At 64.7% G+C, this 14969-nt stretch carries 15 protein-coding genes and 1 tRNA gene; 11 read left to right on the plus strand and 5 right to left on the minus strand.

The window, feature by feature from the left end:
- Nucleotides 1-197 precede the first annotated feature (197 nt).
- A complete protein-coding gene (locus QU44_RS00005) occupies nucleotides 198-425 on the minus strand; it encodes a DUF2274 domain-containing protein (RefSeq protein ID WP_231621546.1) in 228 nt (75 codons plus the stop codon).
- A gap of 46 nt (nucleotides 426-471) precedes the next feature.
- Here QU44_RS00005 and QU44_RS00010 point away from each other — a divergent pair, with 46 nt between their 5' ends.
- A complete protein-coding gene (locus QU44_RS00010; protein ID WP_269429154.1) occupies nucleotides 472-1005 on the plus strand; it encodes an SOS response-associated peptidase family protein in 534 nt (177 codons plus the stop codon).
- A gap of 38 nt (nucleotides 1006-1043) precedes the next feature.
- A complete protein-coding gene (locus QU44_RS00015; protein WP_052134173.1) occupies nucleotides 1044-1691 on the plus strand; it encodes an SOS response-associated peptidase in 648 nt (215 codons plus the stop codon).
- A gap of 260 nt (nucleotides 1692-1951) precedes the next feature.
- On the opposite strand, the gene QU44_RS00020 is transcribed toward QU44_RS00015, so the two are convergent.
- Nucleotides 1952-2026: transfer RNA gene (locus QU44_RS00020), tRNA-Gly, on the minus strand.
- A gap of 191 nt (nucleotides 2027-2217) precedes the next feature.
- On the opposite strand from QU44_RS00020, the gene QU44_RS00025 reads away from it, so the two are divergent.
- The 9 genes from QU44_RS00025 to QU44_RS00060 all read left to right on the plus strand — a co-directional run bounded on the left by QU44_RS00025 (nucleotide 2218) and on the right by QU44_RS00060 (nucleotide 11445).
- Nucleotides 2218-3114 carry a tetratricopeptide repeat protein gene (locus tag QU44_RS00025; RefSeq protein ID WP_033919319.1) on the plus strand — a complete coding sequence of 299 codons (897 nt, stop codon included), beginning with the start codon at nucleotides 2218-2220 and terminating at the stop codon, nucleotides 3112-3114.
- Complete coding sequence (locus tag QU44_RS00030; protein ID WP_033919320.1) at nucleotides 3111-3719, plus strand: LON peptidase substrate-binding domain-containing protein; 609 nt, start codon at nucleotides 3111-3113, stop codon at nucleotides 3717-3719. The genes QU44_RS00025 and QU44_RS00030 overlap by 4 nt, the downstream gene beginning before the upstream one ends.
- A gap of 37 nt (nucleotides 3720-3756) precedes the next feature.
- Nucleotides 3757-3933, plus strand: a complete 177-nt coding sequence (locus tag QU44_RS17595) for a Trm112 family protein (protein ID WP_081987760.1) — start codon at nucleotides 3757-3759, stop codon at nucleotides 3931-3933.
- 72 nt (nucleotides 3934-4005) lie between these two features.
- Nucleotides 4006-5178 (plus strand): NAD(P)/FAD-dependent oxidoreductase, encoded by a 1173-nt coding sequence (locus tag QU44_RS00035; protein WP_033919321.1) that lies wholly within the window; start codon nucleotides 4006-4008, stop codon nucleotides 5176-5178.
- 55 nt (nucleotides 5179-5233) lie between these two features.
- Entirely contained in the window at nucleotides 5234-6964 is a 1731-nt protein-coding gene (locus QU44_RS00040) for a DEAD/DEAH box helicase (RefSeq protein WP_033919322.1), read from the plus strand.
- Nucleotides 6965-7194: 230 nt separating this feature from the next.
- Nucleotides 7195-8355: a lycopene beta-cyclase CrtY gene (gene crtY, locus QU44_RS00045; protein ID WP_033919323.1), complete on the plus strand. Its 1161-nt coding sequence runs from the start codon at nucleotides 7195-7197 to the stop codon at nucleotides 8353-8355.
- Nucleotides 8355-9833: a phytoene desaturase gene (locus QU44_RS00050; RefSeq protein WP_033919324.1), complete on the plus strand. Its 1479-nt coding sequence runs from the start codon at nucleotides 8355-8357 to the stop codon at nucleotides 9831-9833. The genes crtY and QU44_RS00050 overlap by 1 nt, the downstream gene beginning before the upstream one ends.
- Nucleotides 9830-10411, plus strand: a complete 582-nt coding sequence (locus tag QU44_RS00055; RefSeq protein WP_033919326.1) for a TIGR00730 family Rossman fold protein — start codon at nucleotides 9830-9832, stop codon at nucleotides 10409-10411. Before QU44_RS00050 ends, QU44_RS00055 begins: the two co-directional genes overlap by 4 nt.
- 89 nt (nucleotides 10412-10500) lie before the next feature.
- Nucleotides 10501-11445 (plus strand): phytoene/squalene synthase family protein, encoded by a 945-nt coding sequence (locus tag QU44_RS00060; RefSeq protein WP_033919327.1) that lies wholly within the window; start codon nucleotides 10501-10503, stop codon nucleotides 11443-11445.
- Between the two features lie 9 nt (nucleotides 11446-11454).
- On the opposite strand, the gene QU44_RS00065 is transcribed toward QU44_RS00060, so the two are convergent.
- The 3 genes from QU44_RS00065 to QU44_RS00075 all read right to left on the minus strand — a co-directional run bounded on the left by QU44_RS00065 (nucleotide 11455) and on the right by QU44_RS00075 (nucleotide 14499).
- Nucleotides 11455-12921, minus strand: coding sequence for a PH domain-containing protein (locus tag QU44_RS00065; protein ID WP_033919328.1), 1467 nt, complete (start codon nucleotides 12919-12921; stop codon nucleotides 11455-11457).
- Complete coding sequence (locus QU44_RS00070; RefSeq protein ID WP_033919330.1) at nucleotides 12918-13400, minus strand: PH domain-containing protein; 483 nt, start codon at nucleotides 13398-13400, stop codon at nucleotides 12918-12920. Before QU44_RS00070 ends, QU44_RS00065 begins: the two co-directional genes overlap by 4 nt.
- 445 nt (nucleotides 13401-13845) lie before the next feature.
- A complete protein-coding gene (locus tag QU44_RS00075; RefSeq protein ID WP_197054195.1) occupies nucleotides 13846-14499 on the minus strand; it encodes a glutathione S-transferase family protein in 654 nt (217 codons plus the stop codon).
- Between the last annotated feature and the right edge of the window lie 470 nt (nucleotides 14500-14969).

The raw sequence follows: 14969 nt of genomic DNA on the forward strand, positions 1-14969 counted from the left end.
ACCGTGGGATTTTTCAGCAGCCTGCTAGATCTCTAGCAGCGTAGGCGACCCGGCGGCCGAATTTACAGAATGGTGGCCCGCCTCCAACGACACGCATTTTTTCGAGCGTTCGTGGTGACAGGTTCAAGAACGATGCTGCTTCCTCGTTCGACAGAAATGGTGACGTTCTTGGTGGCAGGTGAGGCAGATCGCGGTGATCAGGCACCTTTGCGCACTCCCCTCTTCTGGAACGCACGATCGCTCTCCAGAAATCCCGAGAGCATTGCCGGAATCAGCTCGGCGATCGCTTCTTTCTGCCCATAGGTTTCGGCATAGAGCGCGGCGTAATCGGCGAGCGCCTGATGCAGTTCCGGCAGAACGGAGATCGTCAGTTTCAGGGGTGTGCGATCGGGCAGCTTCGCGGCGGAAGCACCCGCGGATATCAAGATTCCTTCCGAAACAGTCGAGGCGCTTCCCGGACTTGTCGTGTTCGTGAGAAATGGCCAACGCCATCTGCGCCTCATGGACTGGGGATTTCCCCGCCTGACGCGCGAGATGCGCGAGCGGGGCGCCCCGCCCGGCCGGATCGGTCTCGTCGCCGACCTGACCAATCCGCTCTGGGACCAGCTAGTGGTCGATCCACGGTATCGCTGCCTGATCCCGCTCAGTCATTTCGCTAATCCCAATGGCGACCCCGGGGAGAAGACACGGACGTGGTTTTCGGTCGACAGGCAGCCGCTGGTTGCCTGGGCCGGGTTCTGCCGCAATGTTCCCGACTATGGTCCGGTGTACGCCGGCATGACGATGACGGCGAACGCGGTGGTCGAACCCTATAACGACCGCATGCCGGTCCTGCTCGATCCGCACGAGTATGACCGCTGGCTGCACGGGCCGATTCAGGACGTGATCGGGTTCCAGTTTCGCGCACCGCTGGCAGCCGAGCGAACGAAGGTTCTGCACACCGACGATCTCTGGCGCAGCGGCAAGCTTCCCGCGAGCATGCAACCGCAGCTGGCGCTACTCTGAACGGATGCGCCGGCGCGATTTGCTGATAAAGTAACGTCATGTGCAATCTCTACACCGTGCGGAAGAGCGCAGCCGAGGTCGCGGCTCACTTTGGCGTGAGCGATCCCACCCAGTCCAACGCCCCGGACGAAGTCTATCCCGGAACGCCCGGCATGGTCGTGCGGGAAGAGGCTGGGACGCGCATCATGCACTCGATGGCCTGGGGCTTTCCCCTCCGGCTGAAGGGCATGTCCCCTACCGCTAAGCCGAAGCCGGTCAACAATATCGCCGACCTCAACAAGCCGATGTGGAAGGGCCTCGCCGCCAAGCCGCAGTGGCGGTGCCTCATCCCCGTGACCGCATTTGCCGAGGCGGAAGGACCGAAAGGCGCGAAGACGCGAACCTGGTTCAACGTGAAGGATCAGCCCGTCTTCGCATGGGCGGGTCTCTGGCGCGTCAGTGATGAATGGGGACCGGTCTATTCGGGCGTGATGACCGACTGCAACGAGGCAATCCGGCCTGTACATGACCGAATGCCCGTGCTGCTCCATGTCGACGACTATGATCGCTGGCTTCGTGGAAGCTTCGACGATGCGGTGGCATTCCAGAACCGCTGTTTTCCCGATGATTTGATCGAGATGAACCGAACCGACGACCTCTGGGTCAAGCGCAAGCCCGTGACCGCACAGGCCGAGAGCTTGATTTGACGTCGGAGCAGGAGCGCATGGCCGACGCGCTCGCCAGCCGGAAGTAATCGAATCATCGCGGCTGAGCGACGCCATCGTCCTTCGCACGTCGTCGCACTTGGGCGGAGCTTCCCGCAATTTGAAATGACACGATACGATCCACTACGATCAGCTACGCCTGAACGAGATGTGTGGTGGACCCGTCGTGGACCCGCAGCGCCTGCAGGATCGTGAACTCGCCCGTCGCGATCAGGCTAAGCTGTTGAGTTCCCTAAAGAAACTGGAGCGGGCGAAGGGATTCGAACCCTCGACCCCAACCTTGGCAAGGTTGTGCTCTACCCCTGAGCTACGCCCGCTCTGGCGTTTCGACCTGACAGCGGCGGTGCCACGTGCCTGGTCAAGGCGGCGGCCACTAGCATCACATTTCAAAGGCGGCAACCCCCCGCCTGCGGCTTTTCGACGGGGGTTGGCCTATCGCTGCAAAAAGCCCACATGGGAGGCAGACCCGAAACATCCGCAAGGAAGCCCCGACTTGGCCACGCTTGGAATGACCGCCGCCGACAAGGAAGCCGTCGAAACCTTTCGCCGCGACGTCGTCGAACCCTCGATGACCGCGCTGGTGATCGTGTATTTCACCGCGTCATGGTGCGGCCCGTGCAAGGCGCTGGGGCCGGTGATCGACAAGGTATCGGCGGCCTATGCCGACAAGGGCGTGGCGCTCGCCAAGCTCGACGTCGACGACAATAAATTCATCGCCGCCCAGTTCCAGGTGCGCTCGGTGCCGACGGTCTATGCGATGTTCCAGGGCCAGCCGATCGCCGACCTGACCCCGGCGCGCACCGAATCGCAACTGAAGGCGATGCTCGATCAGTTGCTCGCGCAATTGCCGATTCAGGCCGAAGCCGCCGATGCCCAAGCCGAGCTCGAGCCGCTGATCGCGATGGGTGAGGAAGCGCTGGCCGCCGGCGACACCGATCGCGCGCTGTCGATCTTCGAACAATTGGCGCAGATGGTGCCCGATCATCCCGCCGTGGCATCGGGCCAGGTCCGCGCGCTGGTAGCGGCGGGCCGCCATGACGAGGCTGAAGCGGCGATCGCCGCGCTGCCCGAGGAAGCCGCCAAGGCTCCGGCGATCGAACGCGCCAAGGCGGCACTCGCGCTGGCGCGTGAAGCAACCCCGGTCGACGATCTTTCGGGGCTGGAGGCGCAAGTCGCGGCCAATCCCGATGATCACGCGCTTCGCTACGAGCTGGCAGGCGGGCAGATGGCGGCGGGCGAGCGCGATGCCGCTGCCGATCACCTGCTCCATATCGTCGCTGTCGATCGCGAATGGAACGAGGGCGCGGCGCGCCAGCGATTGCTCAAGTTATTCGAAGTCGTCGGGCTCGAAGACCCCTGGGTATCGTCGCAGCGCCGCCGCCTGTCGGCGATATTATTCGGATGAGCAGCCGCCTGTCTGTCTTTCCGCTCGGCGGCGCGTTGCTGTTCCCGCGCATGCATTTGCCGCTGCATATCTTCGAGCCGCGGTATCGCGCGATGATCAGCGATTCGCTGGCGCGTGACCGGCGGATCGGCATGGTCCAGCCGCGCGGCCCCGGCGAGCGCCCGCCCTTGTTCGAAGTCGGCTGTGTCGGGCGGATCATCGATGTCGAAGCGCTCGAAGATGGCCGCTACGACGTGGTGCTCGAAGGGGTGGCGCGGTTCCGGATCATCCGCGAACTCGACGTCACCACCATGTTTCGCCAGGTCGAGGCAGAGATCGAAACCGCCGTCACCGGCGAAACCTTGTCGCTGGGCAGCCGGGCATCGATCGAGATGGAAGCACGCCGCTTCGCCGAGGTCCAGGGCTATGCAGTCGATTGGGAAGCCGTCAGCCGCCTCGACGATGAAAGCCTGGTCAACGGCATTGCCCAGATCGCGCCGTTCGACGTCGCGTCGAAACAGGCATTGCTAGAGAGCGACCGGCTCGACGATCGCGCCGAGCTGATCGTGCAGTTGATGCAGTTTTTCGGTCGCGCGGGCGATGATGGCGCGGGCACGTTACAGTGAGTTTGGCCAGTGAGGCTGGGCCAGTGAGGCTTGGTCAGTGAGTTTGGACCCTTGGCTGCTGTCGGTGCTGGTCTGCCCGGCCACGCGCGCGCCGCTGCGCTATGACGAGGAGGCGGGCGAGCTGGTGTCGGAGGCGGCGGGGCTTGCATACCCGATTCGTGACGGCGTGCCGGTAATGCTGGTCGACGAAGCGCGGGTGATCGCACCAAAATAGCCTTTCTTCCCCCCTCCCGCTTGCGGGAGGGGTTAAGTAAGTGCAGCCCCCTCGAATTAGCGTAACGCCCCCATGCCCTCCCATGACGCGATCATCCTCGGTGCCGGTGCCGCCGGCCTCATGTGCGCCGCCGTTGCCGGCCAGCGCGGTAAGCGCGTGTTGCTGGTCGATCACGCCGATCGTCCGGGCAAGAAAATCCTGATTTCGGGCGGTGGGCGCTGCAATTTCACCAATTTGCACACCGCGCCCGATCGTTTCCTGTCGGCCAACCCGCATTTCGCCAAATCGGCGCTCGCGCGCTACAGCCCGCAGGATTTTCTTGGGCTGGTCGAGCGCCACGGCATCGGCTGGCATGAAAAGACGCTCGGCCAACTCTTTTGCGATGGCTCGGCCAAGGCGATTGTCGAGATGCTGCTCGGCGAATGCGAGCGCGGCGGCGTCGAACTGCACCTGGGCCATGCGGCGAGCGCGGTCGATCATGCCGATGGCCGATTCCGCGTCACGCTCAATGGCATAGTCCACGACGCGCCCGCTTTGGTGATCGCCACCGGCGGCCCTTCGATCCCCAAAATGGGCGCGACCGGCTTCGCCTATGACCTTGCCCGCCGCTTCGGCCTCAAGGTGGTCGAGCCGCGCCCGGCGCTGGTGCCGCTTACACTCGGCGGCGATGACGTGTTGTTTCGCGAACTGTCGGGCGTTGCCGCCGATGTCGTTGCGCGCACCGGCAAGACCGCGTTTCGCGAGGCGGCGCTGTTCACCCATCGCGGCCTCTCCGGCCCCGCGATCCTGCAGATCTCGTCCTATTGGCAGCACGGCACCCCCGTCGGCATCGATTTCCTGCCCGGTCGCGCGCAGGGCTGGTTGCGCGAGGCCAAGCGCGCGCAACCGCGATCGACCCTGCGGCGGCAACTTGCCGAGGCATTGCCCGAACGCCTGGCGGTGACACTCGCCGAACGGCTGGGCCATGCGGCCGAACTTTCGGCGCTGACCGACCGCCGCCTCGACGAAGCCGAACGCGCGCTTTCGGCCTGGTCCTTCACCCCGAACGGCACCGAAGGCTATGCCAAGGCCGAGGTTACCGCGGGCGGAATCGCCACCGCCGAGCTTTCATCGCAAACAATGCAAGCCAAACGGGTCCAAGGTCTGTATGGGGTCGGTGAGGCCGTGGACGTCACCGGGTGGCTGGGCGGCTATAATTTTCAGTGGGCATGGGCCAGCGGCGTTGCTGCGGGCCAATCCCTCTGAGCCCCCAAACCATGGCTTGATGGGTGCATGATGCGCCCCAACATTCGGACATTGCATGACTTTCCAGAACATTCCGCCGCTTCTTGGTGAAGCGCTCGCAGCGCGTGGCTATACCGCGCTCACCCCCGTCCAGGCTTCGGTGATCGAGCCCGAAGCGCTTGGCCGCGACATGGTCGTCTCGGCGCAGACCGGATCGGGCAAGACCGTCGCCTTTGGCCTGGCGATGGCCGACCAACTGATGGAAGAGGGCCAATTGCCCCAGCCGCGCGCGCCGCTCGCGCTGATCATCGCCCCGACGCGCGAATTGGCGTTGCAGGTCAGCCGCGAGCTCGAATGGCTGTTCGCGGGCGCCCATGCGCGGATCGCCACCTGCGTCGGCGGCATGGACGCATCGAAAGAGCGCCGCATGCTAAGCCACGGCACGCATATCGTCGTCGGCACGCCGGGCCGGTTGCGCGACCATCTCGAACGCGGCGCGCTCGACCTGTCGGCGCTGCGAGTCGCGGTGCTCGACGAAGCCGATGAGATGCTCGACATGGGCTTTCGCGAAGATCTCGAGGAAATTCTCGACGCGACTCCCAATGAGCGCCGCACGTTGCTGTTCTCGGCGACGATGCCCAAGCCGATCGTCGCGCTGGCCAAGCGCTATCAGCGCGACGCGCTGCGTATCTCGACCGTCGGCGAAGATCGCGGTCATGGCGACATCGTCTATCAGGCGGTCGCGGTCGCGCCTGCCGATATCGAAGCGGTGGTGGTGAACCTGCTTCGCCTGCACGAAGCCGAAACCGCGATGCTGTTTTGCGCCACCCGCGATGCGGTGCGCCGGCTGCACGCCAGCCTGGTCGAGCGCGGTTTTGCTGCGGTCGCGCTGTCGGGCGAGCATAGCCAGAACGAGCGCAACCATGCGCTCCAGGCGCTGCGTGACCAGCGCGCCCGCGTCTGCGTCGCCACCGACGTCGCCGCGCGCGGCATCGATCTGCCCACGCTCAGCCTGGTCGTTCATGTCGAGCTGCCGCGCGACGCCGAAACGCTGCAGCATCGCTCGGGCCGCACCGGTCGCGCCGGGCGCAAGGGCACCGCGATCCTGATCGTCCCCTATCCGCGCCGCAAGCGAGTCGAAGGCGTGCTGCGCGGTGCCAAGATCAACGCCGAATGGATCGAAGCGCCGACGCTCGAGGACATTCAAAAGCAGGACCGCGAACGCCTGCTGATCGCGCTGACCGGCCCGATCGAGATCGATGAAGAGGATCGCGCGCTGGGCGCACGGCTGCTCGAACAATCGACGCCCGAGGATATCGCCGCACGGCTGGTCCGCGCGCATCGCGCGACGATGCCGCGGCCTGAGGAAATGCTCGACCAGAGCCAGGGCGGATCGAACGACCGCCAGGAGCGCGATCGCGGTCCCCGCGCCGGATTCGAGGATACCGTCTGGTATCGCATGGACATTGGCCGCCGCCAGAACGCCGATCCGCGCTGGCTGTTGCCGCTGCTGTGCCGCCGGGGTCACATCACCAAGAACGAAGTCGGCGCGATCCGCATCGCCGATAACGAAACCTTGTTCGAAATCCCGCGTGCGATCGCGCAGAAGTTCAACGTCGCGGTCCAGCGCAGCGAGGCCGAGGATTCGAGCGGCATCGGCATCCAGGCGATCGACGGCCCGCCTTCGCCCGGCGGCCGCGAACGCGGCGGCCCGCCGCGCAACCGCCTGAGCGCGCGCCCGGTAACGCGCCACAAGGCAACCCCGCATCGCGGCAGCGGCGGCGGCGGTCGCCCGCCGCGCGGGTAACCTAGCTCCCCGAAGAAGCGACCTGCTCCCCTCCCTGGAAGGGAGGGGTTGGGGGCGGGTAGGCCAGTTGCCTGGCGCACCGATCCCTAACAGGCCGACCCACCCCCAGCCCCTCCCTTGATCAGGGAGGGGAGCAGAAGGAGGGACGGGAACAGGTAAGGGCAGCCGCCTCACCCCCCACCACCTTTCGTCCCCTTTCGCCCCGCCGCGATCCCGGCTAGTTCAGTGTCATGTCGTCGATCATCCGCTGCAACGTCGCCATTGTCGGGGCAGGATTAGCTGGCGGCCTGATCGCGCTGGCACTGCGCGAGCTGCGCCCTGATTGCGATGTCCGGCTGATCGATGCGGCGGGCGTGATCGGCGGCAACCATGTCTGGTCGTTCTTCGCCTCCGATGTCGCACCCGAACATCGCTGGATCGTCGCGCCGCTGATCACCTATAGTTGGGATCGCTACGACATTGCGTTTCCAGCGCATGGCCGCACGATCAACGAACCTTATTTCAGCATCGAATCCGAACGGCTCGACAAGCTGGTGCGGCAAAAGCTGCCACCCCAGGCGCTGATGCTTCGCCGCAAGGTGCTGGCGGTCAGTCCCACCGCCGTCGTGCTTGCCGATGGTGACCGGATCGAGGCCGATGGCGTCATTGATTGTCGCGGCGCCGGCGATCTGTCGCACCTCGACATGGGCTGGCAGAAATTCGTCGGCGAGGAACTCCAGCTTGCAGCCCCGCACGAATCGCCGCGCCCGATGGTGATGGACGCCACCGTCGAGCAGGTCGATGGCTATCGATTCGTCTATTGCCTGCCCTTCGGCCCCGACCGGATGTTCGTCGAGGACACTTATTACAGCGACACCCCCGAAATCGCCGTCACCGACAATACATCGCGAATCGCCGATTATGCCGCCACGCGCGGCTGGCAAGTCGATCGGATCGTTCGCCAGGAAAGCGGCGCATTGCCGGTGGCGTTCGGTGGCGATTTCGAAGGCTATTGGAATTCGGGCGGCAAGAAAGTGGCCAAGGCGGGAATGCGCGCGGGCCAGTTCCACCCGCTCACCGGCTATTCGCTGCCCGATGCGGTCCGTACCGCCGCCGCCGTCGCGCGGCTGACCGATTATTCGGGCATCGCGCTGCACGAAGCGCTGCACGGCATCGCCGCCTCGACCTGGGGCAGCCGCCGCTTTTACCGCATGTTGTCGGCGATGCTGTTCAAGGCCGCCGAACCCGAGGAACGCTATCGCGTCCTCGAACGCTTTTACCGCCTCGACGCGCGGCTGGTCAGCCGCTTCTACGCGGGCCATTCCACGGCATTCGACAAGCTGAGGGTATTAACCGGCAAGCCGCCGGTGCCCATCGGCCGCGCGATCGCCGCCATCCGGGAGACGAATTAGTGAAGACCGCAGCGGTGATCGGCGCAGGCTTTGGTGGCCTCGCTCTCGCCATCCGCCTCCAGGCGGCCGGCGTCCAGACGACCATTTTCGAAGGCCGCGACAAGCCCGGCGGCCGTGCCTATTATTGGGAAAAGGACGGCTTCGTCTTCGACGGCGGCCCAACCGTCATCACCGCGCCTGAAGCGTTGCAGGAGCTGTGGGCGCTGTCGGGCCACAACATGGCCGATGACGTCACGCTGGCGCCGGTGCTGCCCTTTTATCGGCTCAACTGGGTCGATGGCACCAATTTCGATTACACCAATGACGATGCGGTGCTGAAGGCAGAGATCGCCAAGCTCGATCCCGCCGACATCGCGGGCTACGCCAAGTTCCTCGAATATTCGGCGGGCGTGTATGAAGAGGGCTATGTGAAGCTCGGCTCGACCGCGTTCCTCGATTTCGCCTCGATGCTGAAGGCTGCGCCCGCGCTTGCCAAATATCAGGCCTGGCGCTCGGTCTATTCGATCGTTTCGGGCTTTGTGAAGAACGAGAAGCTGCGCCAGGCGCTGTCGTTCCACACGCTGCTGGTCGGCGGCGACCCCACCAAGACATCGAGCATCTATGCGCTGATCCACAAGCTCGAGCGCGACGGCGGCGTCTGGTTCGCGATGGGCGGCACCAACAAGCTGATCGGGGGCATGGTCCGCCATTTCGAGCGGCTCGGCGGCGAAGTGCGGCTCGACGATCCGGTGGCGAGCATCGACACGCTGGGCGACAGGGTCACCGGCGTGACGACGCAAAAGGGCTATCACCTCGACGTCGATGCCTGTGCGTCGAACGGCGACATCATTCACAGCTATCGCGAATTACTGAAAGGTTCGCGCAGCGCGCAGCGCACCGCGCAGAAGCTGGAGAAAAAGAAATACTCGCCCTCGCTGTTCGTGGTGCATTTCGGCATCAAGGGCACGTGGCCGGGCATTCCGCACCACATGATCCTGTTCGGGCCGCGCTATAAGGAACTGCTCGCCGACATTTACGATCATGGCGTGCTGTCGGAGGATTTCTCGCTCTATCTGCACCACCCGACCGTCACCGATCCGTCGATGGCACCCGAGGGGCATTCGACCTTCTACGCGCTCGCCCCGGTCCCGCATCGCGGCAAATTCCCCGCCGATTGGGACGAGATCGCGCCGATCCTCGAAAAGCGGATTCTCGATGAAATCGGTCGGCGGCTGATTCCCGACATCCATGAGCGGATCGTCACCAAGTTCAGCTACACGCCAAAGGATTTCAGCGACGATCTGAACGCGCACCTGGGCAGCGCCTTCTCGCTCGAACCGCTGCTGACCCAAAGCGCCTATTTCCGCGCGCATAATCGCGACGACAACATTCCCAACATGTATTTCGTCGGGGCAGGCACGCATCCGGGCGCGGGCATCCCCGGCGTGATCGGCAGCGCCAAGGCAACGGCCAAGCTGATGCTGGACGATCGCGGGTGAAACGACTTGCCATTTATTGCGGGTCGGCCACCCCGGCCGACCCGGTCTATATCGAATGCGCGCGACATGTCGGCCACACCCTCGCCGAACGCGGCATCGGCGTGGTCTATGGCGGCGGTCGCCTGGGGCTGATGGGTGCGGTCGCCGATGCCGCGCTCGAAGCCGGCGGCGAAGTGATCGGGGTAATCCCCGAGGCATTGGTCAATGCCGAGGTCGCGCATCGCGGCCTCACCGCGCTCGAAACCGTGACGACGATGCACGAGCGAAAGGCGCGCTTCACCGAATTGGCCGACGGCTTCGTCACCATCCCCGGCGGCACCGGCACAATGGACGAATTATGGGAAGCGATGAGCTGGTCGCAGCTTGGCTATCATTCGGACCCGGTCGGGCTGCTCAACGCGGCGGGCTATTACGACCATCTGATCGCGTTCGTCGATCAGATGGCAGCCACCGGATTCCTGCGCCCGCAGCACCGCGACATCCTGATCGTCGAGGACGACCTCTCGCGGCTGCTCGACAAGATGGCGGCCTATGCGCCGCATACCCCGATCTTCCGGATGTCGCGCGAACAGCTTTGACCCCGATCCGTTCGTGCTGAGCTTGTCGAAGCACCGTTCTTCTTTATTCCGGCACTTCGACAAGCTCAGTGCGAACGGAATTTAGGCCAGTGACCCACCCCCTGCCCGCGCGCGCCGCGATCGTCGCCACCGCGCAGCAATCGATCGCGCGCGGATCGAAAAGCTTCGCCGCCGCGTCGCGATTATTCGATCGCCCCACCCGCGAGCGCGCCTGGCTGCTCTATGCCTGGTGCCGCGCGTGCGACGACCTGGCCGACGGGCAGGATCACGGCCACGGCATGCAGATCGTCGCCGACCCGCAGGCGCGACTCGCCGAAATCCGCGCCAAGACCGATGCCGCCTTTGCCGGGCAATGGGTGGGCGACCCAGCCTTCGACGCGCTGCGAATCGTCGCTGGCGAAACCGGCATGCCCAAACGCTTCGCCGATGACGTCGTGGCGGGTTTCCAGCTCGATGCCGATGACTGGCGTCCGCGCAGCGAAGCCGATCTCTATCGCTATTGTTACCATGTCGCCGGCGTCGTCGGCTGCATGATGGCGGTGGTGATGGGGGTCGATCCCGCCGACGACGCCACGCTCGACCGCGCCTGCGACCTCGGCCTGGCGTTCCAACTGGCCAACATCGCCCGCGATATCGAGGAGGATGACCGCGTCGGCCGCTGCTATCTGCCGGTCGAATGGCTGGTCGAAATGGACATCCCGCCGGGCCAGCACATGAAGCCGCATTTTCGCCAGCGGCTGGCAGTGCTGTCGCGCCGCCTGGCCGAACGCGCTGAACTCCATGAGGCAAGCGCGCGGGTCGGCACCAAGGCGCTGTCCTTCCGCTCGGCCTGGGCGGTGCTGGCGGCGGCTGGCATCTATGGCGACATTGCGCGCCGCGTGGCGCAGCGCGGCGAACAGGCATGGGACAACCGGGTCACGACTTCGGGCCGCGAAAAGCTCGGCTGGATCGCCCGCAGTTTCCAGCAGGCGCGCAGCCGCCACGCCTGTCCCGAAACCCCGCGCGATCCGGCGCTATGGACTCGCCCGCGCTGAAACGAGCGCTTAACCAGGGAGGGCAGGAGCAGAACCCCGCCGCTCACGCAAAGCCGCCGCCAGCGCCCATGCATCCGCCACCCGAATATCGCGCACCGATGGCCCGTCGAGAATCGCGCCGCCCGCGCTATCGGGATTCAGCGTCGCCACCCCCAGCCGCCGTTGCAGCCAGCTACGGCTGATCGTCACGACCTGCACGTTATGCACCGGCACGATCCATTGCTTGCGCGCCAGCACCCCGCGCTGCACGAACAGCGTGTCGCCCGACAGGCCATAGCGATGATAGCGGCGGCGCAGCAATGCTACCGCCAGCACCGGCACCAACAGCGGCATCGCCGCCAGCACCGGCAAAGCAACGAACCCGCCGATGCCGATCGCCACCGCCGGCAGCCCGACATGGCGAAGCGCCGCGCGCCACACATGCCCGCGCGACACTCGCGTCAATTCGGCGGGATCGGCGCGCACCATGCCCAGCGGTTCAAGCAGCCGATCGACCTCGGCATCGCGGGCAAACGGCGCGACTTCGGGCGTACCCGCCTCGCCCTCGCCCCCCATCGTCTGCAATTTCAGCCGCGACCAGCCCAGCCGCCGCCGCACCCAGCCGGTGTCGATCACCGCCAATTGCACCCGGCGAAGCGCGATCACGACTTCGCTATGCGTCAGCAGCCCGCGCGATCGGCGATAGCGCCCATCCTCGTCACGCACGGTAAAGCCGAAATCGCGCAGCCCCGTGCGTATCAGCCCGGCGATCACCCCAAGCGGCAGGATCACGCCCGCCGCCGCAATCCAGGCGCTTGGGGTCCATCCAGCAGTCATTCCCGCGCGCGAGAACATCTGCCGCCAAAATGATCCCTTGGTGTAATCGAACCCCAGCCAATCGTCGAAATATTGCAACGCGCCGAACATCACGCCCAGCCACACCAGCGAGAAGTTGAACAACCCCCACAGCAAGACGCGCGGCACCCCCATCGCGAAGACGATCGGCGAAGCCTCGGCGCTCACGACCGGCGTCGGATCGACCGCCACCCCGCGCCGCCGGATCACTTCGCGCAACCGATGCGCCTCGCCCAGCGACACGCTGTCGAGCTCGCCTTCGTCCTCGCCCGATCCGCCGGTTTCGAGCTTCACCTTGGCCAGCCCGAACACCCGCGCCAGCAAGTTGCGCTCAATATCGACGTCAAGCACGCGCTCGAACGGAATGGTGCGCCGATTGCGGCTGAGCAGCCCGCTTTCGATCACCACCGAATCGCCGGTCAGCGTGTAGGTGAAACGCCGCCACGCCAGCCATTTGAACAGGCCGGTGACCAACGTCGCGGCCAGCGCCATGCCGACGACATAACCCCAGGGAAATTCCGACGTCACCGCCAGGATCGCTGGCAGACCGAGCAAGGTCGACGGTGCCTGGCGCAACATGCCCAGCAACACCGTCCCGGGATGCAGCCGCCGCGGCGCGTCTGGGGTCAGCACCCCGCTCACCAGGGTTCGGCGCGAATATGCTCGCGAATCGTGTCGCGCAGTTGCTCGGCGGTGGCGCGGGTGATGCCCGGCAATTCGACCGTGGCGTGCGCGGTACCCGCGGTATGCACGATCAGCCGCGCGACCCCGCAGGCGCGCTCGATTGGCCCCTGCGCGACGTCGAGATGCTGGACGCGGCTGAGCGGCACGATCGTATGCATTTGCGTCCACACGCCCCAGGCGACGTGCAACTCGTCCTCCGCCAGCGCCCACCCCCAGGCAGCAAATCGCCGCGCCGGCGCAATCGCGACGATCCAGGCGACCAGCGGCAAGGCGACCAGCGGCAACACCCAGCCGGGCCAGTCCAGTTGCACGAACAGCGCGGTGCCGATGCCGCCGCTGGCAATCAGCAGCGCCAATCCAGGCACGATCGCATGCAGGTGCATCACCCGGCGCTGGCCAGGTTCGAGCGGGGTCAGCGTAACGGGAGCCAGGTGCATTATCCCACTATGCCACGCGGCGCGGCACGCTCAACCGAAATCCCTTGGCCATCCTAAAGCCGTCACCCTACCCTACCACCGTCACCCCAGCAAAAGCTGGGGTCCAGTGCAGCAAACGGTGGCCTCGCGATCGCAACAGACCCCAACCTTCGCCGGGGTGACGAAGCTAGGTCGTCAACCGCAGCAAGCGGCCTGTCGGCTTCCGCCCCAATCTCGGTCGTTCCGTCGCCCCCGTCGTCGTCCCGAAGCCGGCCGTCCGAGCGCTACCTCGGCATTCCATAACTCCATCTCTAACCGCCTGTTTTGGGAAAGCACAATTGGGAACGGGTTTTGAGAAAACGGGCATGGTCGTTTTATGGGCTTCGCTGCTTTTGCGCGCGAGCGGCCGGTTTTGGTCACCAGACGTTCGTTTTCGGGAACGCCGGCTGACAGCTTATCGCTGTCGTCAGCCCCGTTCGGGCAGCTCGAAAATCGGGATCACACTTTCTTCGGCTTGGCCGGCTGCGAACCATTCCACCACCCACGGATGGGCCAGAAGCATCTGGTAATAGGAGGATGCCTCGGGCGTAGGCTCGATCGCATATGTCTGGAAACGAGCCGCTACCGGAGCGAACATGATGTCGGCAGCGCAGAATTGCCCGAATAGCCACGGCCCATCGGCATAACTTCCTGCCGTCGCCCAGATCGCGCAGACGCGGGCAATGTCAGCCCGTACATCATCATCGATCGCTGGCAGGCGGTTGCGGCCTCGCGTATTGACCGGCATCGCATTTCTCAGCGGGTTCAAGCTGGAATGGACCTCTCCGGCGTAGCTGCGCGCTCTCGCACGTCGATCGGGGTCGCAAGGCCAGATGACCGGGTTTGCCTCTTGCAGCGTTTCCGTGATCGCCAGCGTATCCCAGATGGGAATGCCATCATCGATCAGGACGGGAACGAGTCCGGTCTCTCCTCCCAAATCTTCAACGGCCTTCCGTGATCCGCTCTCGTACAACGGCACAACTGTTTCGGCGAAGTCCACCTCGGCCAAACGCATCAACAACCAAGCCCGCATCGACCATGATGAGTAATTTTTGTTGCCAATGACCAGTGTGTAGCTCACCGCCGCCCCCATAGTGCCCAAGCCGCTTTATAGTCTAACGGCGGACACCTCGCCAGCATACGCATCGCAGGCTTCGCTTTCTCAAAACTTGATCCCGATCGAGACAGGGATCTACCGAAAACGCCCAATTGCGGTCGTCACTCGGCTGCGGCATAAATGTGATATGTCGAAGCATGGATACGACCAGCTCATGCATGTAGTGTGCGTCGAGTGGGGTTTTTGCGGTTGCATAAAGCACAAGCAGCAGCTGCACGTGGATCAGCTTATACCATCCGAAGGGTTGGTCAGAGCAGATCAATTCGTCGAGTGGGTCTTCCTCGCAGACGACATGAACCCGAACACAGACCCGGAACGATGGAGCCGGCAGAAGGCGGCAATTCGCACCGCGTTCATTGAGCATATGGGCGGGGACGCTGTTGATGCCTCACGGCTTCGCTGGAGCGACGTACCAGACCAACCGAAAAAGCCTG

Origin of the sequence: Sphingomonas sp. 37zxx (assembly GCF_000786205.1) — a bacterium.
Classification (GTDB): domain Bacteria; phylum Pseudomonadota; class Alphaproteobacteria; order Sphingomonadales; family Sphingomonadaceae; genus Sphingomonas.